Origin of the sequence: Dehalogenimonas sp. 4OHTPN, from assembly GCF_040448695.1 — a bacterium.
In the GTDB taxonomy this organism is placed as follows: domain Bacteria; phylum Chloroflexota; class Dehalococcoidia; order Dehalococcoidales; family Dehalococcoidaceae; genus Dehalogenimonas.
Genome location: NZ_CP159307.1, coordinates 1410142 through 1435674 on the forward strand (window position 1 = coordinate 1410142; position 25533 = coordinate 1435674).

The following is a 25533-nucleotide window of genomic DNA, read 5'->3' on the forward strand; positions in this document are numbered from 1 at the left end:
GCCTAAGCTAAAAGGACTTGTTTTTAATTCAATCAACAATCCTTTAAACTTGCCATAGTACTTGCCCAAGTATATTTTTTCAAATCTAATGTAAAAACCACCGGAGATTGGAGATTAACAAAATCTGTTTCGCCGCTGGTGTATGTGTTACTATTGATAACGGTGTAAGTTATGCAACAATCATTCAGCCCTGACCACATCGAAGAAAAATACAAGTTTATTTTTTACGAAGCACGTGATGGGATTGTTCTCACTGATTGCGAAACGGGTAACATCGTCGATTGCAATCCTGAATTCGAGCGCCAAACCGGAAGGTCGCTCAACATTCTGAAAACGATGGGGATTTGGGAACTGCGGCCTGCCGATAAGGTTAAGGACGCTAAATTAAAATTCGAAGAGATACGGCGTCTCGGCTATGGAGGATCTGACGAACTCGAGTACCAGAGGCCAAATGGGGAAATCGTCCCCATCGAATTCATGGCTAAAACGGTAAGCCTAGGAGATGAATGCTATATCCTGAGTATTACTCGCGATATCAGCAAAAGGCGTCAACTCGAGCATCAGCTGGCGAATTATCATGAGCATCTTGAAGAATTGGTTCAAACGAGGACTGACCAACTGCGTCGTCAGGCAAAGCTCCTTCTAGATCTAAACGACCACCTTCAACAGGAGATTGCTGAGAGAACCAAGGCTGAGGGGGAGTTAGCCAAACTCTATGAAAAATACCAGTTCTTTTTCCATAAGTGTAACGATGGCATGGGTATCATCGATTGTTCCACCTGGCCTATTAAACCCGGCAAACACATGGAAGTGAATGACATCCTCTGCAAAATGCTCGGATATAGCCGGGAGGAACTTCTTGAATTGAGCCCAACAGACATTACAGCGCCGGAGTACCTACCCCAGCACCTCGTCAGGGTTGCAACGTTGTCACCAGGGCTGAAGCTACTTTTCGAGTCACTGTACATTACCAAAACAGGCGAACGATTTCCCATGGAGGTGACCATCCACCTCTGCGAGTTGGATGGCAAACTCTCCGCTTTGACCGTATACCGCGATATTAGGCAACGCAAAACTATGGAATTGGAACTCGAACATCATTACGAAGAAGAAAAATCCCTCCGCCAAAATCTTGAAGACAGGATCCATCGTAATATCGAGTTTATTCGGGGCGTTATCCATGAGCTAAAAACGCCCCTCACATACATGATGGGCACCAGCGAGATGCTGGCGCGGGAACTTGCAGACAGCGAAAGGCTTAGCAGGTTTGCCCAGAATATTTGCCATGGGACCAGAAGGTTAAACAGTAGGATCTCTGAGCTGATCGATCTGGCCAAGGGCGAAGCCGGCATACTACAGATCAAAGCCAAATCGGTCAGGCTGCCCCAACTATTGCGAGATATCATCGATTCCCGCTTTTCCGAGGCTGAAGCCAACCACATCGGCCTGAGACTGGAAGCGATCTCCGTACCGGACATCATCTGGGCTGACGAAGACAGGTTGACTCAGGTTATAGACAACCTCTTGAATAACGCGATCCGGTATACCCTCCCCGGCGGCATCATCACGCTATCCTGCCGAACCGCCAATAGCGCGGTTGAAATCGAGGTTGCCGACACGGGCTGCGGCATCGGCGAACAAGAACAGGCGAGTATTTTCGAACCCTATAGTGCCGACAGGCAAAACAAAGACACCCTCGGCGGATTGGGTATAGGACTTCCGCTGGCTAAAATGCTGGTAGAGCTCCATGGCGGGAAGATTTCCTTGCGCAGTGAGATTGGGAAAGGCACGAGGGTATTTTTCGCCATGCCGTTAGATAAACCGAGACCAGGTGAACCATGAAAGTCGTACTGATTGAAGACGATCCCGGAATCATTGAATATATCAGCATGGCTTTCGGCGTGGGTTGGCCGGACAGCAAGATTGTCGCCTGCCAGCGCGGCGAAGGCGGCGTCGAGTTAGTCGGGAGTGAAAATCCGGATGCGGTCATCCTTGACCTCGGACTGCCCGATATCAGCGGCTTTGAGGCTTTAAAGCGTATCCGAGAGTTTTCGGACGTGCCAATTCTCATCGTGTCGGTCCGCGACAACGAGCAGGATATCGTTAAGGGAATCGAACTCGGCGCCGATGAATACGTGGTCAAACCTTTTGGGCAGCTTGAACTCATGGCTAGGGTCAAGGCTTTAATTCGGCGCCATTCACCCAAGCTTACCGCCAAGATCACGAGAGGCCCGCTGGCTTTCGATCCGCTGTCGGGTGAATTGACTATAAAACAAAAAAAGATACGTCTCACCAGGACCGAAGGCATCATTATGACAGCCTTGATGAAAAACACAGCCGCATTAGTAACCCATTCCGAACTGGCTGAGTCAATTTGGGGGGATGACTACGCGACATCGGTTGATACCCTAAGGGTTTACATCAAACGGCTGCGGTCCAAGATCGAAATCGATCCCGATACTCCCGTATTTATCGTGGCTAGACCCGGGCGGGGCTACGTCCTGCAGTTGCCCTGATTCACTTTCAATAGTGACATTTCTGTCCAAACCGCTGTTACCAACCTGTAACGGCGGACTTTCTTTTATAACGCCATTGTAATCGTGCCTTTGTTATTCTTCTGTAACCGAAATATGGAGGCGAAATATGTCATTTTTCCATTCAACGGTCTCTAGGCGGGATTTCATGAAAAATTTAGGAATCGCGGGGGCGGGGATCGGAGCCGCAGCCGCGGCAGCGCCAGCTTTCACAGACATGGCAGACGTCATCTCAAAGGCGCAAAGTATCCACCCCAAGAACCCGTGGTATGTTAAGGAGAGGGAGTATCTTAACCCGACCACTGAGATCGACTGGAATAAAATGGAGCGGTTCGAAGGGGGTCCGTATGACCCGGTCAAGTGCCTGTCTACCGCTGATTATCAAAAGATCATGGCAGAAATGGGAGCCAATCGGAAAAATTTTATCCTAAACAACGCCCCAGGAAAAACACTTAGGGACTTTGCTCTCAACATGAGCGCAGCAGCTTACCCTAATGCTGTGATTTGGGGGCCTTATGTTAAACACGCTCGGGTCAAAGGTTACTTCCTCGGCGAGCAGGGCTCTGTATTCACGCCCCAGATGTTGGGTGTGCCCCGATGGGAAGGCACCCCAGAAGACAACGCCCGGATGATGCGTTCGGTGTTCCAGCATTTCGGCGCCGCTGAAGTCTCTTTTGGTGAGATTATCGAGGGTAAGACCAAGAAGCTGATCAACCTGAGCACCACCGACTGGGGACCCAACATGCGAATCATGTTCGAGGACGTGGACAAGGCTTACGTCGTCGATGACGGTAAAGATCTGGCTACCGGCAAGATGGTCATCCCGAACCGATGCAAGTCGGTGATAGTCTTCAAGATTCGCCAGTCCCAGGAAATGACCAAGAAAGGCAACAGCTACATCGCCCGTTCAGGCAGCAATAAGGCGTATGACCAATTGGCTATCACCAACTACCGGGTGAAAGCTTTCCTCAATGGTATCGGTTACGAGGCCATGAGCGGCGGCACCTTCGGCATCACCTGCGCCCGCCCCGGCTGGGGCGCTTTATTCGGCATGGGTGAACTAGCCCGTTCGATGCAGATGATTGCACCAACCGAAGGCCCGGTGATGCGCGCCACCGCGATAATGGTTACCGATTTGCCGCTGCCGGTAACTAATCCCATCGATGCCGGCACTAACAAGTTTTGCCATTCATGCTTCAAATGCGCTGACATCTGCCCGTCCGGAGCCATATATAAAGAGCCAAACCCGGATTTTATCCAATGTCCGACGAACCACTCTGGTGGCGTGCCCGGCTACGTTGCTGAGAAACTCAAACCAGAAACATTTAACAATAGCCCGGGATACAAACGCTGGCCGCTGAACCACTTTGCCTGTCGGTCCTATTGGACAGTAAACAGCGCCAGTGACAACTGGTGCATCGGCGCCTGTGTGTTCAACAAGATGGATGAAGCCACTATCCATCCGCTGATCAAGATGACAGTCGGCGCGAGTCCCGTGTTCAACGGTTTCTTCACCAACATGGATATCGCCTTTGGCTACGACCACCAGCCGGAAGACAAGTGGGAAGACTGGTGGAACGAGGAGCACAAAGTCGTCCCGATGCCTTTCACCAACTATTAGACATTTGGGACGAGTTGGGATGAGATAAAGGCTGTGGAATCCTGAGTAACCAAGTACGTTAACATTCTAAGGAAAACCTGAAACAACCCGGAGTCCTGGTAAACGGAATGGAAAGTCGGTGTAAATCCGGCGCATACCGCCTACTGTGTGTGGGTGACCACGAGCCAGCGAAGCGCAGTTTTCAGGGTAATGCCTCCTTCTGGTGGTAACTGAAGGTAGGAATGTAGTTAAAATTGTTAGCCCCCTGCCTACCAGCCCCTCGGTCTCATTTTCTCTAAGCCAAACACAGATATCACTGATTGTTTCAGGAAAAGTTCGACTCTCCGATGAGGACGAACCTGAAACGACTCTCTAGTACCTGTGGGGCTTCACCAGCCCCACAGGTACTTTTTCAATGGGCTGTTCTTCGGCAAAAATACGCATAAAGTCCAATGGTGACTAGTTCTTTTGGACGATGACATTTTGTTATATTAGAGTAACATATTAGCTATAGTTTCGGTATTTGTCTGCTTATTTCCAATTATAAGAAATTTTACACAAGACAATAATAAAAGGGTTAACAAAGAAAATAAATAGGAGGAGCATCAATTGTTCAAAGCACATTCTACACTAAGCAGACGTGAGTTCATGCGTGCGATTGGAATCGCTGGATCGGGGCTTGGGGCAGCATCTTTGGTCCAGCCAAAGTTCAACGATGTTGACGAGTTGTTGTCAGCTTCTTCAAACCTAAAATATGACCATCCATGGTACGCGAAAGAGGTTGACGAACCTACAGTCGAAGTCGATTGGAATACAATGCAACGATTCCCAAAAGCTAAATATAATAATTTCGCCCAGCATTTAACAACAGATGAAGTGAAGGCAATCCAAGCTAAAACCAAAGCAGACACTGTCAAGCAAATGACGGACAGTTCAAAATCAGGATGGTATCTTAGAGACAATGCTATCAAGATGGGGGGTTGGGCTGGTGTCCGCTATCGTATGACTCTAACAACTGCAATAAAAGATTGGGTGGAAGGATGGAGTATCATCCCGACACCTGCTGTACTGGGAGTTCCAAAATGGCAAGGCTCTCCCGAAGAGGCTTCTTTGTTGGTTACCCAGGCTTTAAGGCTTTTTGGTGCTTCAAGTGTTGGATTCGCTGAAATTCTTCCTTCAACTACCCAAAAAATGGTTTGGGGGCAAATGCCTCAAAATCCATTTCCAACACTATCCTTTGAAGGGGATGCCCCTAAACCCGTTTTCGATACTGCAGCAAACAAAGTGGTCATCCCAAACACATCTAGATACGCCATCGTGCACACCATTCGGCAATCGTTAGATGCATCGGCAAGACCTGGATATCTATCAGATGGTGCAGCCGGGCAAGCATACGATAACTGTGATATTGCGCAGTGGCGTCTCCAATCTTTCCTCCGAGTCATGGGATATTCCTCGATTACCCAGAATATTCAAGGTAATGGCGCTATCGTCGGCTGGGGAGTCATGTCCGGTTTGGGTGAGCAAGGGCGCTTGCAACACCTAGTTACTCCGCGATGGGGACCAATGATCCGCCAGTCAACGATGAACATCGTGGATATTCCGGTCGCTCCAACAAAACCAGTTGATTTCGGGGCAAGGCGTTTTTGTTACACATGCAAAAAGTGTTCTGATCTTTGCCCTTCCGGAGCGATTCCAAAAGAAACTGAGCCGTCTTGGGATATTACCTCAAAATATGACCTCGTGAAACCCGAACTTTTTAACAACCCTGGTATAAAGACTTGGTATTTCAATCACTTCAAATGCAACACTACCTGGCAAGAAACTGACACCTATTGCGGTATTTGCCAAGCTACTTGCGTCTTCAGCAAAGACGATGCTGCTTCGGTTCATGAAATTGTCAAAGCAACGCTGGCATCAACCAAGATCTTGAATTCATTCTTTATCGATATGGATAATATGTTTGGTTACGGATTGACGCCGGAAGACCAAATCGAAGAATGGTGGCAGAAGCCGATCCCTGTGAATGGAATCCACTACGAGAACGATGTGTTCTATAAGTAAAAAGAACGCGCAGGGATAACATCAATGATCCCAACCAATAAAACTCAATACTGTTGTAAAAAAGACGAGGGGCTTCATCAGCCCCTCGTCTTTTTCAGCGGTCTTGGTTAACTAGCAGCAGGTTTAGTCGGTAGCAAACGCCAGGTCAGGCCAGCGAATAGAAGCGCGAAGAAGACGACGAAGGCGAAGCCAATCCATCCGCCGCGCTGAGCCCCCTCACCGATTTGAGAACCCAACCACGCAAACGCTGTAACCCAGAGTAAACCGCTCGCTACGGCCATAAGCCAGTGCCACCATGCAAATGGCCTTCCGGTTGCCCTTGATACGTTAGCTAGCGAGTATAGAGCGATGCCCATCAGACCACCAGCCACGATAGAAAACAGGAATGTAATCATTTATTTTACCCCCATCGGCGTTGGTGTAAATCCGGAGATAAAGTTCGCGGTCTTCAGGTATTCGGGCGGATCGAAAACGCCTTTGAACAGAGGCGGATTGAGGTCGTCGAGCATGTTCTTTGGATACATATTGCGTTCTGCCCAAAGAGCGACATTAGAGACTAAGCCGGTGGAATCTCGCGCAAGGATGTTGCGCATCATGCGGTGAGACCAGGTATTGCGGCGCGTCCAAGGACAAGCTGCAACGCAAGCGCGGCATCCAGTCGGACCTGCACCATAAGCCCAACCATCGTTACACACCGCGAAGTTGGTTGCCCAGCGCTTCATACCATATTCAACTCGGTCTGGTTCAGGCGATTTGGAGATTGCCTGCGTCGGACAGTTCTCCGCGCAGATCATGCAGCGCTTGCAGAACGCGTAGAGATTGAAGTCAATCGGTTTATCAGTCGCCATTGGTAGTGATGTGAATACTACCGCGGGACGACAGTTGCCTCCGACATCAGGAGACATGCAGTTAGAGGTTCTGCCTATATTGCCATATCCCGATAAAGCACCATGAGGCGGTATTGTCAGGTCGTAACCACCATTCGGTGAATTCCACCTTGCGGGATAACCCAGTGCCTTCAAATATCCCACGATCTGCTGAGCGATGGTCGAAACAATGTTGTATCCTTGCTGTGACTGACCATAGTTTGGATCCGCCATCATGGAATCCCATTCCATGGGCGCATTCACGAATATGCCATAATTCCACCATGGCTGAATCTTGATTTCTTCCCCAACCTTGAATCCTCGAGTATTTGAGCTGTGGTTGTACCACACAAACTCAGGATGAACCGGTATGATACCAACGTACTGTGCCCCAAAATGATACGCTGCCCATTTGATGTTCTCAGCCGCTTTTTCAGGTGATTCGAAAACGGCTCGTGTAGTGCTTACTTTATCCCAGTCATTCACTTCAGGAGTTGTCGTGATGGAAGAAACGCCTACTGCGGTATCGCCAGAAACAATTTTATTGGCGATGTAACCTTCCTGGGCATCGAAGTTCGCGCGCATTTCGGTAGTTTTAAAATACCGCTCCCGGAAACCAGGAAGCCAGTCGTATACGTACTCCTTGTCGCGCTCCAGCATGTCCGGGTACATCTCGTAGTATTCACGCCAGAAAGGATCGAGAGCTTGAACCCCGTTTGAGGGCCAGGCACTGTAAGGGATAGCGAATTTGAACTTGTTTACATCGGGGTCATGGCGGCTCTGGAATCTCTGATTATAAATCCATCTCAGGTCAGGGCGGTGAATCCCGTTGACTACCTGGTTCGGCCGCATATAAGTGGTATTTTGCTCGGTGACCTTCCAGCTGGTTTCCGGAACTTCGTCGACTTCGAACGGAGTTCGATCGAATGTTTCATACTCGAAACCGCGCCGGCTTTGGTGACCTGGAAAACTAAGAGGAGTAGCGCCGTCCTGAACGCCCCAGGCGTAAGCAACTCCAGCTGCGGCGGCCGTCCCGCCGACGCCAAGCATGACTGACTTCATAAAATCGCGGCGGCTTATTGAATTGTGGAACTGAGCCAATGAATTGTTCTCCTTTCAGTCTCCTTGATTGGGCCGGACCGCTTTATTTTGTTTCTAAATCGGCACCTCCTGTTCCGAGAGAATTTCAATACCTAAAGCGACGCGCCCTCGCCGCTGATTTGTTTTGCCATCTCAAGTTCTGCCATATATCTCATCGGTGCGTCGGGTTCTTTCCCGAATTTGCTTTGTACTTCCTTGGCAAATGCCTTCTCTGACGCTCTTTCCTGTTTAACTTTGTTCAACCAGTTCGTGGGGTCCAGCAGCGGGTCCTCATCCATGCGCTTATCGGTCTTATACCTGGCTTCTTCCTGGCGTTCCTGCATTTGCTGGTAGTGGGTGGTCGCGTGGCGGAAGGAAAAGCGTGACATCACTTTTTGACCATCTAAACCGCACCTTTCGCAGGCTACTCGCGGTTCGCTAGTCATCGGACAAAGTGATTCAAATGAGTGTCCGCAATTCGGGCAAAAGAATTCATAAATCGGCAATGTCCCCGCCCCCCCTTGATGATAGTTAATAATTGTTACCCGTATTGTATCATTCGTTCGTTTAAAGTCAATACGCATTTTAGCTTATTTATAGGCATACTAGGACTAATACATTCGATACAGCCTATTATGTCCCAAATGTCATTACATTTTACTTACTAATTAGCCAAATGGCAGTTGCTTTTCTTAACCATTTGTGCTAGCATCCGTCCGATTAATAATTGAATACCGGGGCACAGTCCTTAATCGGACCAAAGGAGAGAAAGCCGGTGAAAGTCCGGCGCAGTACCGCCTACTGTGTGTGGGAAATCCCACGAGCCAGCAAAGCGCCAGGCCCCGTTGCCTACCTCCAGTGGATATTGGAAAGGGATAGCCTGATTGCATGAATCGCTGTCCCTACCGATTGAGGGGAAGCGATTTTGTTTTACATCAAACCGAATCCGACGACCGTTTATCACGTTGCCTACGCACCTGCCATTGAAAAAGCCTACCTCTTTCACTGGGGCTGCAATCTTAAGTGCCGCGGCTGCCTGTGCAATAAAGAAATCAACTGCATGGCCCTCGAGGAAAACCTTGACGTAGTCCTGCGCGACCCAAGATTACCAAAGCCGCAAAACCCGTCACAGTATCTTGACCTCGACGAAGTCATCACCACGCTCAGGAAGGTCGCGGTCAAAGAGGTCCTTTTCGAAGGGCAAGAAGCCTCGATCGACCCGGCCTACGGCGCCATCACCGAGGCGCTGAAGGCTGAATTCGGTTGCTACATTACCCTTAACACCAATGGCGTGAAACTCCCTGACCTTTCCCACACCGACGAGGTGGTAATGAGCCTCAAGGCGGTAACACCGGAGCTGTACCGCTATTACACCCTACATTCAAATGATCGGGTACTGCGCAACTTCGTCGAAGTTTATCGCCTGGGTAAGAAACTGCGGGCTGAAAGCGTCTTCATACCGGGTCTCATAGATCTGGAAGAGACGGAGAAAATTGCCGGATTCATTGCCGGGGTTGATTCGAAAATCCCTTATCGCATCGATGCCTATTTCGAGTCCGGAGCTGAAAATCCCTGGCGAAGGGCGACGCCGGAAGAGATGGCACAGGCGGTAACCGTCGCCAAGAAGCATCTAGCAAACGTTACCTGCACCCAACAGACGGCAGCCAAACTGGAGAAGAAAGACCTGATGTATGAAGTCATCAGGCTTTACTAAGAGGTCATTAATGGTATACCACAAAAAGCTAGATCGAAAATCAATCAGCTCATGTCACGGAATAAACATTGATGTTGTCTATCACAACGCCGTAGGTGTCCCTACCGACACCCTGGTCATCACTCTGCCTGAGCAGCGACCGATGCTGACGACCCGGCATGGCTATAAGGCAACGGACGTCATCTGCAACTGCCACGTACCAAAGGAACTCTGGGATTTTATGCATGATGAATCCCGCTGCTGGCAGGAGACTTACGGTCAGATCATGGCTGAAGTCCTGACTGAAGCTAATCGGTCGATCGAAGACATCGCGTTCTTGTCTACCGGCATCAAGCAGGAGCGAGTGGCCGTGGCCGAAGAAGTTTACGATGAGTTTTGGGTATTGGCAGTGACTACCGCGGGTGTCAAGACCAATGCCATGCGGGTGGGCGTCGACAAAGCATCGGGCGTTGAGCGTAACGGCAAGTTCGAGAAGATCGGCACGATTAACAACATTATCCTGACGAACGCCATCCTCGAAGCCCCGGCGCTGGCCTCATCCTTCATCACTATCACTGAAGCTAAAAATATCGCCCTGCAAGAGCTTGATATCCGCAGCGCTTACGCGCCGTCGCTGCTGGCCACCGGTACCGGCACCGACCAGATCATCGTGGCATCGGGTCTCGAGCACAAGTACACCTACGTCGGCGGTCATACCAAACTGGGGGAGATGATAGCTCAGGCGGTTACCAAGTCCACCATCCAGGCGATAAGGAATTCCAGAGGTTTCTGAAGTGGATCTCATCCTGATGTTGCTGCTCGCCCTGGCGATCGACCTCACTATCGGCGAGTACCCCACGGCTTTCCACCCAACGGTGTGGTCTGGACGCCTGGCTGGGGCACTGATTCAGCCTGGGTTAAAGCTGCCGTGGAGTCTTCAACTCATCTACGGGATAGCGATAAGCCTTTCGATCATCACCCTGTTCACAGTCTCAGCCTGGCTTATACTCGGATTCCTGATGGGAATCGACCACTGGCTCTTTGTCTTTACCGGGGCGCTCATCCTCAAACCGGCCTTCTGCCTGGCCCAGCAGTGGCGGGTGGCGCGGAAGACCCGGGCAGTGGTTGAATCTGAGGCCCCGGTGCCTCCGGGGATGGAGGGTCTTTTCAACACTGTGAATTACAACCAGCCGGCTACCCGGGGTGAGATCGCCTCGGCCAGTATTCGCTCCATTGCTGAGAACGCGTCGGATTTTGTAACCGCACCGCTTTTCTATTTTGTGTTCCTCGGCGTACCGGGTGCGGTTGCATATCGCGTCATCAACACACTGGACAATATGATCGGCTACCGCGGCAAGTTTGAATACCTGGGTAAGTTCGCCGCGCGCCTCGACGATGTCGTTTCCTTTATTCCGGCCAGAATCACCGCTTTGTTGTTTGTCGCCTCAGCCGGGCTGAGACGGGCAGGTGCCAGCCAGGCTTGGCGGACAATGATAGCCGACCACGGCCTGACACCAGGACCCAATGGCGGCTGGCCGATGGCTGCGGCTGCTGGAGCTCTGGGGGTCAAATTATATAAAACCGGGCATTACGAGCTAGGTAGTTCATTCGTTGAGCCACCAATCGACAAGATCACCGAAGCTGTCAGCCTATACCGTTTAAGCATGTTCACTTGGATCGGCGTCTGTCTGATGGCACTGGCAGTGGCTGCCGCATTGCGAGGATGAGATGATAACTAAGGGCATGGTCCATTTATTCACCGGCGAAGGCCGCGGCAAAACATCGGCCGCCCTTGGCACGGCAATACGTGCAGCCGGTTATGGGTTGAAAGTATTCGTTCTCTTCTTTATGAAGGGCATACATCCAGGGGGTGAATATTCCTCGTTCCAAACATTAGGTGTTGATTTCAAAGTCTTCGGCCGGCCGGATTTCTACGGGCCGTCAGATATCAGGGATGAAGACCTGAAACTGGGCAGAGAAGCCTTGAAAGCTTCTGTCGACGCTATAACTGGCGGCCGGTATGATCTGGTGGTGCTTGACGAAATCAATACGGCGGCTGCCTGGAACCTCATTGAAACGGCTGATGTCCTGAAATTAATCGATAGTAAACCGCCAGGCGTTGAACTGATCCTGACTGGCCGTTATGCCTCTCAGCTAATTATTGACAAGGCTGATTATGCCACCGAACTGGTGAGCACGAAGCACCCCTTCGACCGTGGCGCGCCTGCGCGGGAAGGAATCGATTACTAGTGAAAGTCGCCTTTTTCCATATCGAGCCGAAACCAGGCCAGATCGAGGCCAACCGCCACTTGTATGAGCGGCTGATCTCAGCAAGTGCCGTACTGGGGACGCGCTGGATACTTACTCCCGAGCTCGGTATCTCAGGGTATTACTTCACCGATATCATCGGCACCAACTGGATCAAACCCCAGCCTGATGAATGGATGAACAAAATCAAGCTCGAAAGCCGCAGGCTTGATCTAACCATCTTCTTATCTCACCCTGAGCGGGACAAGAAAACCGGCAAGTTCCACAACACTTTATTCGCGATCGATAAAGGCAGAATCGCTGGCCGTCACCGCAAGATAGAGGTCCATCCGGGCGCCGAAGAAGCCTGGTCCTCTCCCGGTGATAGCCTGAAACCCTTCGCTATCGACGGTGCAAGAATCGGGATGCTGATCTGTGCTGATACCTGGGACACTCACCACGGACTTGAACTCCAAAAAAAGGCTGCTGAGCTACTGGTCGTCAGTGCTGCCTGGGGTCAGAAATACCCGCCGCTGGAAAACTGGAAAACCCTGTCGCTATCTACCGGACTACCGGTATGGGTCTGCAACAGAACAGGCCAGGAACGTAATGTCGACTGGACTCAGGCTGAAAGCATGGTCCTGGCGAAAGGCCAGCCGGTGCTCAGATACTCCGGCAAGCCGGCGTTGCTGGTCTTCGACTGGGATTTCGAAAGGATGTCGCCTGTATCAGCCGAGTTTACCGTCATACCCGTTGATGGAAGGGAGATCTGACCATGGTCATCGATACCAGATCAATGCCCATCTATTTAGACAAACCGGCTCTAACACCCAATGCTAAACTGGTCTTGGAAAAGCGCTACCTGCGCCGGGATGAAAATGGTGAAATTATTGAAACACCAGACGAGATGTTTTGGCAGGTAGCCCGGGCAGCAGCTTCTGTCGAACAACACTACGACCCTCAGGCAGATATTGAGACTGTTGCATCTGAATTCTACGAAATCATGGCGGGACTGCTCTTCCTGCCCAATTCGCCTGCCCTTTTAAACGCCGGTACCGGTCGAGGGCAAATGGCTGGCTCGATGGTGCTGCCGGTCGAAGACTCGCTGGATTCCATTTTCGATGCCGTAAAAAATGCCGCCATTATCCACCAGCGTGGTAGCGGGATCGGTTTCGACTTCTCGAGCATCCGACCCAGAGGTGACCGGGCAGGCAGTCGGCCTGATGCCGCCATCGGACCAGTAGCCTTGATCGAGGTATTTTCCAGGGTGACCCAGAATATCCGCCAGGGCGGTATCCGCCGCGGCTGCAATGCCGTCTCGTTGGGCATCGACCACCCGGATATTATTGAATTCATCAGGGCCAAAGCTGACCAGTCATCCTTAAGCAACTTCTATACCTGCATTGCCATCACTGATGATTTCATGCAAAGAGTGAAGCAAGGATTGGATTATCCCTTGATCCATCCCCGTACCCAGAGCGTTAGCAGGTGGCTGAATGCTAGAGAGGTGTTCGACCAGATCGTCGACCAGGCCTGGCGTAATGGTGAGCCGGGCTTTATCTTCCTCGACCGGATCAACCGTGACAACCCCACCCCACAACTAGGGACTCTTCATCATGTCAGCGGCTGTGGTGAACAGCCGCTACTACCCAACGAATTTGCCCACCTCGGCTCCGTCAACCTTTCCCGAATCGTGAAATCTGATGGGGATCAAACATATATCGACTTCAAACTGCTGGCCAGTGTCGTCGGCACAGCGGTGAGGTTTCTGGATAATCTCATTGATTTAACAGGCTATCCGACGAATGAGAGCATGCTCGCTACCAAACGGACCCGGAAGATCGGCCTCGGGGTGATGGGCTTTGCCGATATGCTGTTCCAATTGGAGATCGCCTACAACTCCGAACAGGCGCTCGATATAGCAAGAGAGGTGATGAGCTTCATCCAGCGGCAGGCGCTTGATGCCTCTATCGAGCTTGGCCAGAAGCGGGGGCCATACCCGGCTTTCCATGGTGGCGGGAAACCAATCCGTAACGCCTCGCGTACTACCATTGCACCAACTGGCACCATATCGCTGATAGCTGGTTGCACTTCGAGCATCGAACCGGTTTTCGCTACTGTCTTTATCAGGAACGCTTTCAAAGGTGAACACCAGATGCTGGATATCAATCCCCATTTCGAAAAGGCGGCGCGCCAGGCTGGGGTCTTTACTTCAGACCTCATCGAGCGCCTTGTCAGGTGTAACCACCTGCAACAGCAACCGGATGTACCTGAGGAATTGAAACGCATCTTCGTCACGGCTCACCGGGTCAGCCCCGAGTGGCATATCAAAATGCAGGCGGCTTTCCAGGAGTTTACTGATGCTGCCGTCTCTAAAACAGTCAACTTGCCTCATAATGCTGATAGAGAAGAACTTGGTATTATCTTCATGCAAGCATATGATATTGGGCTCAAGGGTATTACAGCCTACCGTGACCAGAGCCGGTCATCTCAGCCCTTCTGCACTGGCGATATCGGCATTAGTCTGGTCCGGGAATATATGAATTGTAGGTAAACGGGAGAGTTTATGCCCAACCCAAACGTTAGGAGCGAAGTTGATTGGTTTAAGTCTCAAAGATCAAAGCCGCGCTTTTAAGATACCTTGTGTTAACCAATCAACTAAGAGTCGCGTTCCAGAGAGAGTCCGACCCGACAAGGATGACTAAGGTTTTCTTCTTGAGTACTTTATGAAATCAGGTAATGCCATTAAAGCTCGAAAAAAGCGCTCAGGTCGCTCGGCTGAATAACATTTCCCCGTAATCCTACCCGGCTTCACGCTACACATTTCTAATGCCACTTTTTGTACCCGTTCTATAGGGGTAGCAAAAGCTTTCAACAGCACCGACATTAGTCCCATTTTGGAATCAGTTTCGGGACAGGTCTTTACATCCTTGTAGATGTCCGTCTCAACCATGCCTGGAAATAGGCAGTTTATTGATATCGGCTTATCCTTGTTCTCAGCAGCCAGGCTCTTCGTAAGACTTGTAATCGCAGCTTTACTCGCACCGTATGGGGATTGGAAAGGACTGGGATTCCCACGTCCCCCACGCCCACCTATGTTAATGATCGTTCCTCCCCCACTTGATATGAAGTATGGGATTAATAGCCTGCAGGCATAGAAAGAACCCATCAAGTTGGTATCAATGACTTCTCTTATCTCGTCGGTGGTCATAGACTGAAGAGTTCGATAGCCGCCAGATATCCCTGCATTATTTATCCACACGTCGATTTTCCCGAAGGCTAATTTGCTACTCTCGAACAGCCCTAAAATTTCAGCCTCGTTTGTGACATCTGCTTGGAAAGCCCGAACGGAAAAGCCGCTTTGGTATAGCTCTTCGACCGTCTTCGAAAGAAGGGTGAAATCTCTTGAACATAGAACTACGTTAGCTCCGGCAGCCGCACAAGCTTCCGCAATTGCACGTCCAATACCCCGGCTGGATCCGGTGACGACTACTGTTTTGTCTTTGAGTGTCATTATGATTGAGTCCTCTAATCTAGTGATATTCGGAGTTAACTCTATCACAAGCTCTGTTTTTGTATAAGATCCCATGTCAGACCGAAATGAACGAGGGGCTTTTTCAGCCCCTCGTTCATTTCCCGAGAGATCCATTCCAAGATATCCATTGTTTCAGAGAGAGACGGACTCTTTGAGGAGGACGAACTGAGATGGCTTAATAACACCCGAGGGACTTTGAATGTCCCTCGGGTGTTTTCGCCGGCTGAGACCAGGTGATTGAAAAAAGAGGGACAGGAACAGTGGCTGAAATTGATTTCAACCACTGTTCCTTTTGCATATATCCTACCGATATGCCCCGTGGCGGGAAAGGACATTAGAGTCCTGTCCATAGAATGGCAACTCGAGATCCCACCATGACTCAGGATCTTTCTGTCCATACTCGAAAGTCTCAGCCATACTGAATAGAAAACCGTTAAAAAGGGGAGTGGTAGCTATGGTACTTTTCACTACGTCGTGAATCATAGCGCCATGATTTACCGTAAAAGTGCATTCACCCCAGCATATGTTGCAACTGCTTCCACTTTCAGAAGCCCAGAGACTGCAACCAGGACCGTTCATGATAAAGGCCTTGGTCCCTTGCACGGTCCAAATCGCCGCTTTCCCATTAACAGTTGGACGTTCCCAAGAAGGCTCTTTTTCGAAAGATATCACTTCAGCAGGGCAGTTATTTGCACATTTCTGGCAGGTATGGCAGAAGCGGAAAATACCTGCGTCTATTGGTTTGTTTGGCGCCAGCGGCAGATCAGTTACAAAATCATATAAACGGCCAGGAGCACCATATTCAGGGGAAATTGTATAGAGTTGTTGGCGACTTGCCTCCCCAAGTCCGTTCAATATCGCACCAGCCCCACCAGCGAAGAAATGGGTCGCGTCTTGATTGGGTGTTGCGTTACCAACTACTCCGATCTTCTGATAGCCTATCATGCGCAGAAAGTTTTGAGTACAAGCGTTGATATTGCCGACATTCATAAAAGTATTGCGATTCGCAAAACCGCCCCAAGCCGGGGAGCGGCGGAATAATTCATTCGACCCTTGGGTCGAAACACTCACTTCCCACATTTCTTTATTGGGGATGACTAGCTTTGTAGAAGTCTCATAACCTGTGTCAACATTCTCGTACACGATTGGACGAGCAACACTTTCGGGAGGCGGCCATTTGTCAATGTAGCTGTTGCTGTTAGCTCCGCCTTTCTCGTAGGAAAACACAGCCTTGTTTCTGATTTCGCTTGTGAACTCACCATATCCTACTAAAGAGGCGCCATACACCCTCATTGCAGCCCTGAGCATCTTTGAAGCTTCCTCCGGTGTTCCGGTCCATTTGGGGACACCAAGTTGTTCAGGGGTTTTCGTCGGAGCCAAATTGAATTCACCAGCCCAACCGAAATCACCAGGCTTCCGTTGGATTGTATTCGTCGTCGTCGCGCCGGCGTACAATGCATCATCTCGCAAACGATAACCAGATTGGTTGGCATCTTGGCGAGCTTTTTGTAAGGGAGCTCCCACCGCATTGGCATTAACCACTCGGTCTTTCCCATAGTATTGAGCCTTTGTGTAACCTGCTTGACCCTGAAGACGGCCGTCATGACGCTTCATCATGTCCCAGTCAATCTCGATCGTGGGATGATCAAACTCCCTCTCTTTGACATACCATGGCCGTTTCCAGCTTGCGTCAGAAGATCCAATTAACTCGTCCATATCATGGAATACTGGTGTAACCAAAGAAGCGCCACCGATGCCAGCACCTAAGAGCCCAATGGCTTTCATGAACTCTCTTCTACTTACAACGCTATGAAACCTGGACATTGTCTATTCCTCTGACCTGCCCCCAATGATGGTACCAGTTGTTAAGTAGTTTTGGCAGCCATAATAGCCTCAGGTGCCGGTGGCAGATAACCAAGTGAGCTGTGAGGCCGGACCTGATTGTACTGCCTCCTCCAGTCGGCAATCAATACTTCAGCCTCAAAAAGCGTGGTGAAGATCTCCCGGTTCAGTAGTTCATCCCTGAGCTTGCCGTTGAATGACTCGATGTAGCCGTTCTCCCAGGGTGACCCAGGCTCGATAAACAGCGTTTTGATGCCAATGTCTGCCAGCCATTTCCTGATCGATCTGGCGGTGAATTCCGGTCCGTTGTCCGACCTCAGGTGCTCGGGTATGCCCCTTAAGATGAACAGATTGAAGAGCTGGTCGATGACATCCTCTGACGTGATCCGTCTCTTGACCAGGATGGCCAGGCATTCCCGGGTGTATTCATCGATGATATTGAGCATCCGAAAAGCCCGGCCGTCTGATGTCCTGGCACTGACAAAGTCATAGCTCCAGACGTGATCCTTATGCTCCGGCCTGAGCCGGATGCACGAGCCGTCATTAAGCCATAGCCTGCCTCTTTTAGGTTGCTTCTGGGGCACCTTGAGTCCTTCCATGCGCCAGATCCTCTCTACCCTCTTGTGGTTCACCCGCCAGCCTCTTTCACGGAGTAGTGCCGTGATCCGCCGGTAACCGTAGCGGCCAAACTTGGTGGCCAGTGCAGTGACATCGGCCACCAGGCGCTTTTCCTCATCGGGTGGCTCCTTATCACGGCGCTGGGTAGCCCTGGCCTGGCCGAGCACCTGGCATGCCCGCCTCTGGGAGACCTTCAGCTTGTCCTGAATCTTGGTGATAACCTGACGTCTCTTGTGCGGGCTTAGAAGTTTCCCCGGGCGGCTTCTTTGAGGATGGCATTGTCCAGGGTGATGTCGGCTACCAGCTTCTTCAGTCTGGCGTTTTCCTGCTCCAATGCCTTGAGGCGTTTGGCCTGCTCGACTTTCATGCCGCCGTATTCCTGACGCCAGCGGTAGTAGGTGCAGTTGCTGACCCCGATCTTCTTAAGCACGACGGCCAGACTGGTGCCCTGGCTGATGAGGATCTCGGCCTCCCGGAGATGGTTGATGATCTGCTCCGGAGTGAAGGACTTCCTCGGCATATTCTCCCCCTTTCTTTTGGTCCAGTATATTATCAAACTGGACTCGTTTTAGGGGGTCAGGTCACGTTGGCTCGAAGTGGTCTAAAACACAGTTACGAGGTATTCAATGCATATTGCATGCGACTCATGGGCTTGTTGGGCCGCGAAGGCCATTTTTCGAAAAGGCTTTTGGACGAAATGTCGAGGAATTCTTATATATTATTGAGCAACCCGAGGAAGCAATATTCTATCGTGATTTGTTGATTCTTTCTCAATCTGGTTAAAGATGATAAAAGGGGGAAGCATGCCATCATCCGGTCAGACGGTTCCTAAAACAATAAAATTAAAGGTGCTTTCTAGTTTCATTATCATGAATGTGGTTTGCATTCTTCCTCTTATGTCTTTGGTATTTAGTCAACATTTTTATGATTTCAGCTTAGGAGTGTTGATATTCTGTTACACAACAATAATTCTTATTTTTTACTCTTTCTTGTTGAACCCTGCACTAAAGAATTCTAGCGATTATGTATCTTTTGCAAATAATGTTTGGCGTCTTATTGTTGCATTCCTACTTTACTTTGCTGTGATTTTTTATGTTCAACAGTATCATTCTTCAATTGTAAATTGGGCATGGTGGATCCATATTATGGCCTCGGCTGTAAGCGTAGTTATCACCTACGTCGTTTGCAAAAAATACGTGTATGATCAAGCTGATGATACTATACGAAATATAAGTAATAAATTAGATACTAACCTTGATACCGAAACAGCTTCATCCTTCACAGAGAATGCCATTAATACCCTAGAAAAGGTAAGGTTATAGCATGTTTAGGGAAAATGGGAATCACTATAAGATACAACTAATACCTTTTAACCAAAAGGGTAATACCATTTATCTCGCCAAAATACCCGCCGATAAGTTTCTAGGCCTTTATATCGTTGAACCAGCGGAGTATAACTTTAATATTGAACAATCTAAAGTTAGATCATTAGGGCAAGATGAGTACATCAAAGAAAGGCTCTTATACCATCGCATTGATCCAAATAAGCGGGATTATCAAAGATTCGAGGATCCGGCACGAGTATCCAAAATTCAAAAATATCTCAATGATAACAGATACGCCCTGTTTCCGAACTCAGTTATCGTCGCATCAGAATTAATTAATGACTATCTCGAGAATACGCCATCCAATGAGAATGAAATCGATCAGATCATAAATACTTCAGGAAATATCCTGTCATTATTCTTGAGTTCGCCAGAAGGTGAGCATTTGTATATCCCTAAAACAAGCAAACCCTTTCTAGTAATAGATGGGCAACATAGGCTAGCTGGACTTCGAGAGTCTAATGTCTCTCAAAATTTCGATATTATTGTCGCCTTGCTCTTGGATTATCCTTGGCCTGCCGTCGCGAGTATTTTTTACACGATAAACTACACTCAGAAAGCCGTCAGTAAATCCGTCCTCTATGAATTGGCGGGAGAATTCAGCGACGACCTCGAAATCGGAACCGTCTGGCTACATCAAGTAGTACGGATACTTAATGAGGTTGAAAAATCCCCTTTCTACAAGAGGGTCAAGATTCTCGGGAAATCCGATAGTGACACTCCCAATGCTTCAATTTCTCAAGCTTTCATCATCGATTATCTTGTGAGCACACTTGACCCTTGGAGACAAGGAGCTCTCTATCCACCAATATTTAGGTATTATTTCCAGAAGAGTAATGAGGCTAAGATTTCTATTGTCACCTTCTTGATGAGGTATTTCGAGGCCATCCGCCAATTGTGCCCGGTAGCCTGGGACGATCCGTCAGCATCGATTATTAGTAAGACGGTGGGTGTTGGTGCCTTAATCAGAATAATGCATTTTCTATTTGTCAAATTATTTATCGAAGAATACCAAAGTAATCCTACCTTTATGGAAACCTTAAACGCCGATAATTTGAAAGCTAAACTTGATGGCCTTCAATTGATTGATTTTTCTAGCATTGGAGAATTTGGAGGTTCAGCCAGTAGCGGAGGGCTGAATAAACTTGTGAAAGCATTAATCACTAAACTCCCGTATTTTGGTTCATCAGATTACGATGATTTCATTTTCTCCTATCGAAATGTGACATTAAAGCAATATCGAGCTTGGTTTGATAGAAGTGTAAATAATAAAGATATGTAGAATGACCTGCACCCAACAAGGAGTCCATTGTTTCAGGATGAAAAAGCCTTCTAGTTAGAGGGGTTGAAGCTATAATACGCTTGTCGGATTGAGTCCAGGACCACTTAATACCTGGCTGCTATATTGGGGTTAGGTCAAAGGATTCTTGCGCAACTTGATTAAGGCAATGTAAGGAGAATAGCATGGCACATTGGATCCTTCAGATGAACCCAAACCACTTCTCATTAGACAAGGAATACCCTCTCCAGCTCGGGCATGATGATTGGTGGTGTTTATCACGATCCCATAAAATAGCAGTTGGGGACGAGGCTTTTATTTGGAGAGCTATTGATTATCGGGACAAGAAAACAGGAGCAAAACCCAGGGGGATCTATGCCAAAGCCCGCATCTTGTCAGCTCCTCCTCATTCAAGGGAAATGGCTCGGAGGATTGAGCAGGCAAAAAAGTTCGATCATTACCGTTGGTCAGATCTACATGAGCGAACGGTACAAGAATCCAAACCTCATGAAATACTCATCTCATACACCGAACTTTGGGAGACAAATCCCCTTACGTGCGAAGAGATAAAAAGCGCAGGTCTTGGGGACCTCCATATAATTACTTATCCAAACCAAGAAATCTGCGGATTATCTGAGTTGGCAGCAGCGAAGATCCTCGATCTCCTTCAGAGAAAATGAGGCTGATTTTCTTTGACTGACCTAGCCCCCGACCCGAATCCAGTTTTCACTGCAACGAACTAGGATCTAACAACAACCGGGGGGCTTCACCAGCCCCTCGGTTGTCATATCCAGCCAGGCACAGATATCACCCATTGTTTCAGGCAGAGTCCGACTCTCGAGGAGGACAACGCCTAAGAAAAAACCGAGCGACTACAGGCGCTCTCGGCTTGCCTGAAGCTAAGCCAGTTGAAAATATCTATTGTTTCAGACAGAGTCCGACTCTACGAGGAGGACGATACAAGAGCCAGGCAAAGGTTTTGCCTGGCTCTTGTATTTGGAGGAGTTTGACGCTACAAAACATCTAGCGGGATTGTTGTGTCTGCCAAAACTACTTTGATGACTGGCACCGTAATTCGAAGTAGATCAAAACGAGCACCTCAAACATAGTTCAAAAAAGGTATTGACAATATAGGTTATTTCCTATAATATATAGGACATAGATTATATTTTGTTATGAATAATAATACTTCCCTTGAGCAGTCGATCGTAAAAAGATTATCAGAGTACAGACGCTTAAGTGGCGTCACTCAGGAAGAATTAGCTGCTCGTATTGGCACAAAACAACCCGTTATATCCGAGTTCGAACGTATGATGAATTCACCCACATTGGGATTTATCGAAAGAGTAGCGAACGCACTTGGGGTTGAAATCAAAATCAGGATACAACCTGGCCACACTGATGACATATACGGAGGTTCCTAGTTTAGCTCGCTAAGGGGTCACTATGGATAAATATCATTCTCCGATCAGTAACAAGGATCTCATGAAGAGCCTTTCTCTGTCCCAGAAAGGCCCAGAAGATGCTAACGAATTTCGCGACTTAGATGAGATGTTGAATGCTTCGGAGTTAAATAAACCATGGTTTGTTAAAGGAACTGACCTACCTACTGTAGAAATTGATTTGAAACTACACGACCCTTACCCTCGGTCAGCTAATGTATACGATATTAATGCGTTTTTCAGATATCTAGATAATCCCAAAATGGAAGCTGAGATCATCAGCGCTAGTAAACTCCGTGAAAGAGACGGCATTTTACAAAAATTGCCAGGGAATTCTCTACGTGATATCTCTCTCGTTAAGACCCTAATCTCCGATTATTATTACGACCTGCCTTCTCCAGTCGGAGGATTTCGTTCAATTCCTTCTCCAAAAGATTATGGTGTACCACGTTGGGAAGGCACACCGGAAGATAATGCCAAGATGATCCGAACGGTGGCGAGAGCCACCGGCTGTTCTTACGTAGAATTTCTCGACCTAAGTGACACCAGATTAGGTCCTGTTACAAACTTATTTTATTCCGAAATGGCTGTAAAATTTGAGGACGGAATAGAAGACTATAAGCTTCAAGGACTGAACACAATCTGTTACCCCCGAAACTGTAGATATTTGATCGTACTTGTTCCACAAATGAAGAGTATTTATAAGAGATTCGGTAACTTCACGACACTGGCAACAGCCGGGCAAGACTCGACAGACAAGGTGCTACATTTAGCAAAAATGATGAATTTCTTGCATGGTATCGGATACCTTGGATTCGAAATAAGATCACCTCTACCTCCTTTGGAGATATTGACCGGTATCGGAGAATACAACCGGACCCATGGACCACCTATCACACCGGCTTTTGGAAACGAATGTTTATCTGGAACGTTCAGCATTCTCACTGACTTACCTCTAGCGCCAAGCAAACCGATCGATATGGGTATCTTGAAATACTGTGAAAATTGCCTGAAATGTGCGATCGCCTGCCCATCTGGTGCGATTGATAATGACAAATTACCTAGTTGGGAAATCAACACTGGACCCTGGAATGCATCCAATGATCACAAAGGATATAAAAATAATTCTTTTAAATGCATGGAATTCATCGTCAATCATATTGCTACTGGATTCCGGCCAAGATTGATGGGGCATTGCATGAACTGCGTGTATTCTTGTCCATTTACAAAAGCCAAGATGCTTGATAGTCGCCTCCAAGCGTTGCCTAAAACCGTACCGTTGAGGATAGATAGAGAAAATACCCGGCGTTTTTGGGAAATTGACATGCCGGAATTCGGAATGATGTCGATTCTGAATCCACCGGAAATAGGTAACCAAGCGCATTAGCATAGAGGAGGTGATTGAAGACATTTCATAATAGAAATTCGAATATAGATAACAACAATTTAAACAAAACGGACTGACGGCTCCTGGCAGAGCCGTCAGTCAAGGAAGGAAACGTACTGCGTCTTAAACAGTGTCTTGTCGCCTCCCTTTTTCATTCTATTAAAACAAGGATAAAAGAGTCAAGGTATCAATAATAATCAAGAAAGAAAAGAGGTTATATGAAATCCCATTCCACGATGAGTCGCCGCGACTTTATGAAGTCTGTTGGTTTAGGTTCTGCAGCCATAGCTGGCATGAGCGCAAGTGCCCCCCTGTTTCATGATCTAGATGAAATGGCAGGAATAGGTGCTGCCGAAACTTTTAACTCCACTACATCCATGCAAAAACGTCCTTGGTGGGTTAAAGAAGTTGATATTCCGACAGTAGAAATCGACTTGAAACTACGCACACCGTATGCCGGCCCTACCCCATCTGCTGGTACGTTATCTTCCATATATGTTTCTAAAGAGGAGAGTGCTGCCATCCTGGCTTCTCAAAAGAACAATGCTATTGAAGGAGCAAAAAACAACCGGCCAGGTTTTACATTGCGTGACCAAATTGGAGCTTGGGCTTCACTAGATAGAGGACAAACAGGATACTTAAAATATCCCCCCGAAGGTTTTCGAACAATAAAAGTCACCCATGAAACCTTAGGAGTTCCAAAGTGGGAAGGTTCAGAAACAGAAAACGCGTTTATGATTCGAACTTTCTTGCGGCAATTTGGGGTAGGGGCTATTGGATATGCAAGGGTGGATGACGACAGCGTCGGACCACGTAAACCCCTTTTTAATACACACGTGAGATTGGAAAACAACGCAGATTATAAGTACGATTCTAATGGCGTTTTTGTCATGCCAGAAAAATGCAAATATGCCATTATCATGTATGACAGAAGTCCCCGAGATCCGAATAATTATCGTCGTACTGTGAATAGCCCTCAAGCCTTTGTATCAAACATGGAAAAATGTGAGTATGGTCATAAGCTTCAAAACTTCCTTTGGGGCTTAGGCTACCAATCTTATTGGTTTGAAGACGGTACAACTAGTAAGTTTACAGGGACCCCAACTAATGTTTGGGGCATTCTCTCAGGTATAGGAGAATATAACCGAATTCATAATGCTGTTTCACAGCCAGAAGGCGAGAGCGGCAATTTCGCGAGTATTCTCTTCACCGATTTACCGTTACCTACTACCAAACCTATAGACTTTGGTGCCTTGGAATTCTGTAAAACCTGCGGTATTTGTGCGGACGTTTGCCCGGCCGGAGCAATTCCAACGGTGGAAGAATATAAAGAGCCAACTTGGAACCGAGCCACAGGACCTTGGAGCGCTTCAAATGACCACCGAGGCTACCCTAATAAATCTATTGAATGTGTAAAGTGGTATTTTTCTTACGCAATTACAGCCTACGCCCCTGCCTCTCGCCCTGTTGGAGTGTGTCGCCGATGTGCCAGCCATTGTGTCTTTAGCAAAGACCATAAGGCCTGGATTCATGAAGTGGTTAAGGGTGTAGTCTCCACTACCCCTGTAATGAACTCCTTCTTTACTAAAATGGATAGGCTATCCGGTTACAGTGACGTCATCTCAGATGAAGGCAGAGCAGAATATTGGCATCAGTATCTACCCGCTATCTAGTATGAGGAGAAGAAGAAATGAAATTAAATATTGACTTTAAATGGTATCAATGGCTTTCTGGAGTAGTTTCTCTTATTCTGGCATCTTTCTTGATTCATGAAATATTTGCTACCCTAGCGGAATCTCAACCTGGTACAGTCAAGATACTTTCTTTGCTTATTGGAATTCCATTGGTTATCTTCCTGTATCTGACCTTTGGTTTAAGGTCGGCACTAAAAAAATACAAATCTAACTAACCTCCCAAAATTCATAAACACCCGTGCAGACTTTTTTTGAAAAAGCTCACGG

Annotated in this window: 22 protein-coding genes and 1 riboswitch; of the genes, 17 read left to right on the forward strand and 5 right to left on the reverse strand. The window is 48.3% G+C overall.

Translation table 11 applies throughout. From position 1 onward, the window contains the following. Positions 1-171 precede the first annotated feature (171 nt). The 4 genes from ABV300_RS07300 to ABV300_RS07315 all read left to right on the forward strand — a co-directional run bounded on the left by ABV300_RS07300 (position 172) and on the right by ABV300_RS07315 (position 6198). A complete protein-coding gene (locus tag ABV300_RS07300; protein WP_353714214.1) occupies positions 172-1842 on the forward strand; it encodes a PAS domain S-box protein in 1671 nt (556 codons plus the stop codon). Beyond that, positions 1839-2516: a response regulator transcription factor gene (locus tag ABV300_RS07305; RefSeq protein WP_353714215.1), complete on the forward strand. Its 678-nt coding sequence runs from the start codon at positions 1839-1841 to the stop codon at positions 2514-2516. Before ABV300_RS07300 ends, ABV300_RS07305 begins: the two co-directional genes overlap by 4 nt. Positions 2517-2643: 127 nt before the next feature. Then, positions 2644-4155 carry a reductive dehalogenase gene (locus ABV300_RS07310; RefSeq protein ID WP_353714216.1) on the forward strand — a complete coding sequence of 504 codons (1512 nt, stop codon included), beginning with the start codon at positions 2644-2646 and terminating at the stop codon, positions 4153-4155. A 588-nt stretch (positions 4156-4743) separates the two neighbouring features. Then, a complete protein-coding gene (locus ABV300_RS07315; protein ID WP_353714217.1) occupies positions 4744-6198 on the forward strand; it encodes a reductive dehalogenase in 1455 nt (484 codons plus the stop codon). A 395-nt stretch (positions 6199-6593) separates the two neighbouring features. Here ABV300_RS07315 and ABV300_RS07320 read toward each other — a convergent pair whose 3' ends face one another. Both ABV300_RS07320 and ABV300_RS07325 read right to left on the reverse strand, forming a co-directional pair. Further along, on the reverse strand, positions 6594-8165 hold the full coding sequence (locus ABV300_RS07320; RefSeq protein ID WP_353714218.1) for a 4Fe-4S double cluster binding domain-containing protein: 1572 nt from the start codon (positions 8163-8165) through the stop codon (positions 6594-6596). A 92-nt stretch (positions 8166-8257) separates the two neighbouring features. Further along, positions 8258-8728: a zinc ribbon domain-containing protein gene (locus ABV300_RS07325; protein ID WP_353714219.1), complete on the reverse strand. Its 471-nt coding sequence runs from the start codon at positions 8726-8728 to the stop codon at positions 8258-8260. Positions 8729-8869: 141 nt separating this feature from the next. After that, a riboswitch (cobalamin riboswitch) is annotated at positions 8870-8999 on the forward strand. Between the two features lie 70 nt (positions 9000-9069). On the opposite strand from ABV300_RS07325, the gene ABV300_RS07330 reads away from it, so the two are divergent. Genes ABV300_RS07330 through ABV300_RS07355 form a run of 6 tightly spaced genes read left to right on the forward strand, consistent with a single transcriptional unit; the run spans position 9070 to position 14638 of the window. Then, positions 9070-9858 (forward strand): radical SAM protein, encoded by a 789-nt coding sequence (locus ABV300_RS07330; RefSeq protein ID WP_353714220.1) that lies wholly within the window; start codon positions 9070-9072, stop codon positions 9856-9858. A 10-nt stretch (positions 9859-9868) separates the two neighbouring features. Further along, entirely contained in the window at positions 9869-10630 is a 762-nt protein-coding gene (locus ABV300_RS07335; RefSeq protein WP_353714221.1) for an adenosylcobinamide amidohydrolase, read from the forward strand. A 1-nt stretch (position 10631) separates the two neighbouring features. Further along, entirely contained in the window at positions 10632-11564 is a 933-nt protein-coding gene (gene cbiB, locus ABV300_RS07340) for an adenosylcobinamide-phosphate synthase CbiB (protein WP_353714222.1), read from the forward strand. Position 11565: 1 nt separating this feature from the next. Further along, positions 11566-12087 (forward strand): cob(I)yrinic acid a,c-diamide adenosyltransferase, encoded by a 522-nt coding sequence (locus tag ABV300_RS07345; protein ID WP_353714223.1) that lies wholly within the window; start codon positions 11566-11568, stop codon positions 12085-12087. Continuing rightward, on the forward strand, positions 12087-12857 hold the full coding sequence (locus ABV300_RS07350) for a carbon-nitrogen hydrolase family protein (RefSeq protein ID WP_353714224.1): 771 nt from the start codon (positions 12087-12089) through the stop codon (positions 12855-12857). Before ABV300_RS07345 ends, ABV300_RS07350 begins: the two co-directional genes overlap by 1 nt. Before the next feature lie 2 nt (positions 12858-12859). Beyond that, positions 12860-14638, forward strand: coding sequence for an adenosylcobalamin-dependent ribonucleoside-diphosphate reductase (locus ABV300_RS07355; protein ID WP_353714225.1), 1779 nt, complete (start codon positions 12860-12862; stop codon positions 14636-14638). Between the two features lie 147 nt (positions 14639-14785). Here ABV300_RS07355 and ABV300_RS07360 read toward each other — a convergent pair whose 3' ends face one another. The 3 genes from ABV300_RS07360 to ABV300_RS07370 all read right to left on the reverse strand — a co-directional run bounded on the left by ABV300_RS07360 (position 14786) and on the right by ABV300_RS07370 (position 18599). Further along, positions 14786-15733: an SDR family oxidoreductase gene (locus ABV300_RS07360; protein WP_353714226.1), complete on the reverse strand. Its 948-nt coding sequence runs from the start codon at positions 15731-15733 to the stop codon at positions 14786-14788. A 189-nt stretch (positions 15734-15922) separates the two neighbouring features. Further along, complete coding sequence (locus ABV300_RS07365) at positions 15923-17404, reverse strand: reductive dehalogenase (RefSeq protein ID WP_353714227.1); 1482 nt, start codon at positions 17402-17404, stop codon at positions 15923-15925. Between the two features lie 80 nt (positions 17405-17484). After that, a protein-coding gene (locus ABV300_RS07370; protein WP_353713949.1) for an IS3 family transposase occupies positions 17485-18599 on the reverse strand; the annotation gives its coding sequence in 2 pieces (ribosomal slippage) (positions 17485-18335 and positions 18335-18599; 1116 coding nt in all). A gap of 283 nt (positions 18600-18882) precedes the next feature. On the opposite strand from ABV300_RS07370, the gene ABV300_RS07375 reads away from it, so the two are divergent. The 7 genes from ABV300_RS07375 to ABV300_RS07405 all read left to right on the forward strand — a co-directional run bounded on the left by ABV300_RS07375 (position 18883) and on the right by ABV300_RS07405 (position 25481). After that, positions 18883-19401, forward strand: a complete 519-nt coding sequence (locus ABV300_RS07375; protein ID WP_353714228.1) for a hypothetical protein — start codon at positions 18883-18885, stop codon at positions 19399-19401. Between the two features lies 1 nt (position 19402). Beyond that, positions 19403-20746: a DGQHR domain-containing protein gene (locus ABV300_RS07380; protein ID WP_353714229.1), complete on the forward strand. Its 1344-nt coding sequence runs from the start codon at positions 19403-19405 to the stop codon at positions 20744-20746. Between the two features lie 182 nt (positions 20747-20928). Beyond that, positions 20929-21423 (forward strand): EVE domain-containing protein, encoded by a 495-nt coding sequence (locus ABV300_RS07385; RefSeq protein WP_353714230.1) that lies wholly within the window; start codon positions 20929-20931, stop codon positions 21421-21423. 495 nt (positions 21424-21918) lie between these two features. Next, on the forward strand, positions 21919-22167 hold the full coding sequence (locus ABV300_RS07390) for a helix-turn-helix transcriptional regulator (protein ID WP_353714231.1): 249 nt from the start codon (positions 21919-21921) through the stop codon (positions 22165-22167). A gap of 22 nt (positions 22168-22189) precedes the next feature. Next, a complete protein-coding gene (locus ABV300_RS07395; protein WP_353714232.1) occupies positions 22190-23572 on the forward strand; it encodes a reductive dehalogenase domain-containing protein in 1383 nt (460 codons plus the stop codon). Positions 23573-23790: 218 nt separating this feature from the next. Beyond that, on the forward strand, positions 23791-25245 hold the full coding sequence (locus tag ABV300_RS07400; RefSeq protein ID WP_353714233.1) for a reductive dehalogenase: 1455 nt from the start codon (positions 23791-23793) through the stop codon (positions 25243-25245). Positions 25246-25262: 17 nt separating this feature from the next. Beyond that, positions 25263-25481 carry a hypothetical protein gene (locus ABV300_RS07405; protein WP_353714234.1) on the forward strand — a complete coding sequence of 73 codons (219 nt, stop codon included), beginning with the start codon at positions 25263-25265 and terminating at the stop codon, positions 25479-25481. The last annotated feature ends 52 nt before the right edge of the window (positions 25482-25533 follow it).

Coding starts and splice junctions, on each gene's coding strand:
- ABV300_RS07385 (WP_353714230.1), top strand. CDS start 20,929: ATGGCACATTGGATCCTTCAGATGAACCCAAACCACTTCTCATTAGAC.
- ABV300_RS07405 (WP_353714234.1), top strand. CDS start 25,263: ATGAAATTAAATATTGACTTTAAATGGTATCAATGGCTTTCTGGAGTA.
- ABV300_RS07305 (WP_353714215.1), top strand. CDS start 1,839: ATGAAAGTCGTACTGATTGAAGACGATCCCGGAATCATTGAATATATC.
- ABV300_RS07355 (WP_353714225.1), top strand. CDS start 12,860: ATGGTCATCGATACCAGATCAATGCCCATCTATTTAGACAAACCGGCT.
- ABV300_RS07400 (WP_353714233.1), top strand. CDS start 23,791: ATGAAATCCCATTCCACGATGAGTCGCCGCGACTTTATGAAGTCTGTT.
- ABV300_RS07325 (WP_353714219.1), bottom strand. CDS start 8,728: ATGCGTATTGACTTTAAACGAACGAATGATACAATACGGGTAACAATT.
- ABV300_RS07380 (WP_353714229.1), top strand. CDS start 19,403: ATGTTTAGGGAAAATGGGAATCACTATAAGATACAACTAATACCTTTT.
- ABV300_RS07395 (WP_353714232.1), top strand. CDS start 22,190: ATGGATAAATATCATTCTCCGATCAGTAACAAGGATCTCATGAAGAGC.
- ABV300_RS07345 (WP_353714223.1), top strand. CDS start 11,566: ATGATAACTAAGGGCATGGTCCATTTATTCACCGGCGAAGGCCGCGGC.
- ABV300_RS07310 (WP_353714216.1), top strand. CDS start 2,644: ATGTCATTTTTCCATTCAACGGTCTCTAGGCGGGATTTCATGAAAAAT.
- ABV300_RS07335 (WP_353714221.1), top strand. CDS start 9,869: ATGGTATACCACAAAAAGCTAGATCGAAAATCAATCAGCTCATGTCAC.
- ABV300_RS07375 (WP_353714228.1), top strand. CDS start 18,883: ATGCCATCATCCGGTCAGACGGTTCCTAAAACAATAAAATTAAAGGTG.
- ABV300_RS07365 (WP_353714227.1), bottom strand. CDS start 17,404: ATGAAAGCCATTGGGCTCTTAGGTGCTGGCATCGGTGGCGCTTCTTTG.
- ABV300_RS07390 (WP_353714231.1), top strand. CDS start 21,919: ATGAATAATAATACTTCCCTTGAGCAGTCGATCGTAAAAAGATTATCA.
- ABV300_RS07300 (WP_353714214.1), top strand. CDS start 172: ATGCAACAATCATTCAGCCCTGACCACATCGAAGAAAAATACAAGTTT.
- ABV300_RS07360 (WP_353714226.1), bottom strand. CDS start 15,733: ATGGATCTCTCGGGAAATGAACGAGGGGCTGAAAAAGCCCCTCGTTCA.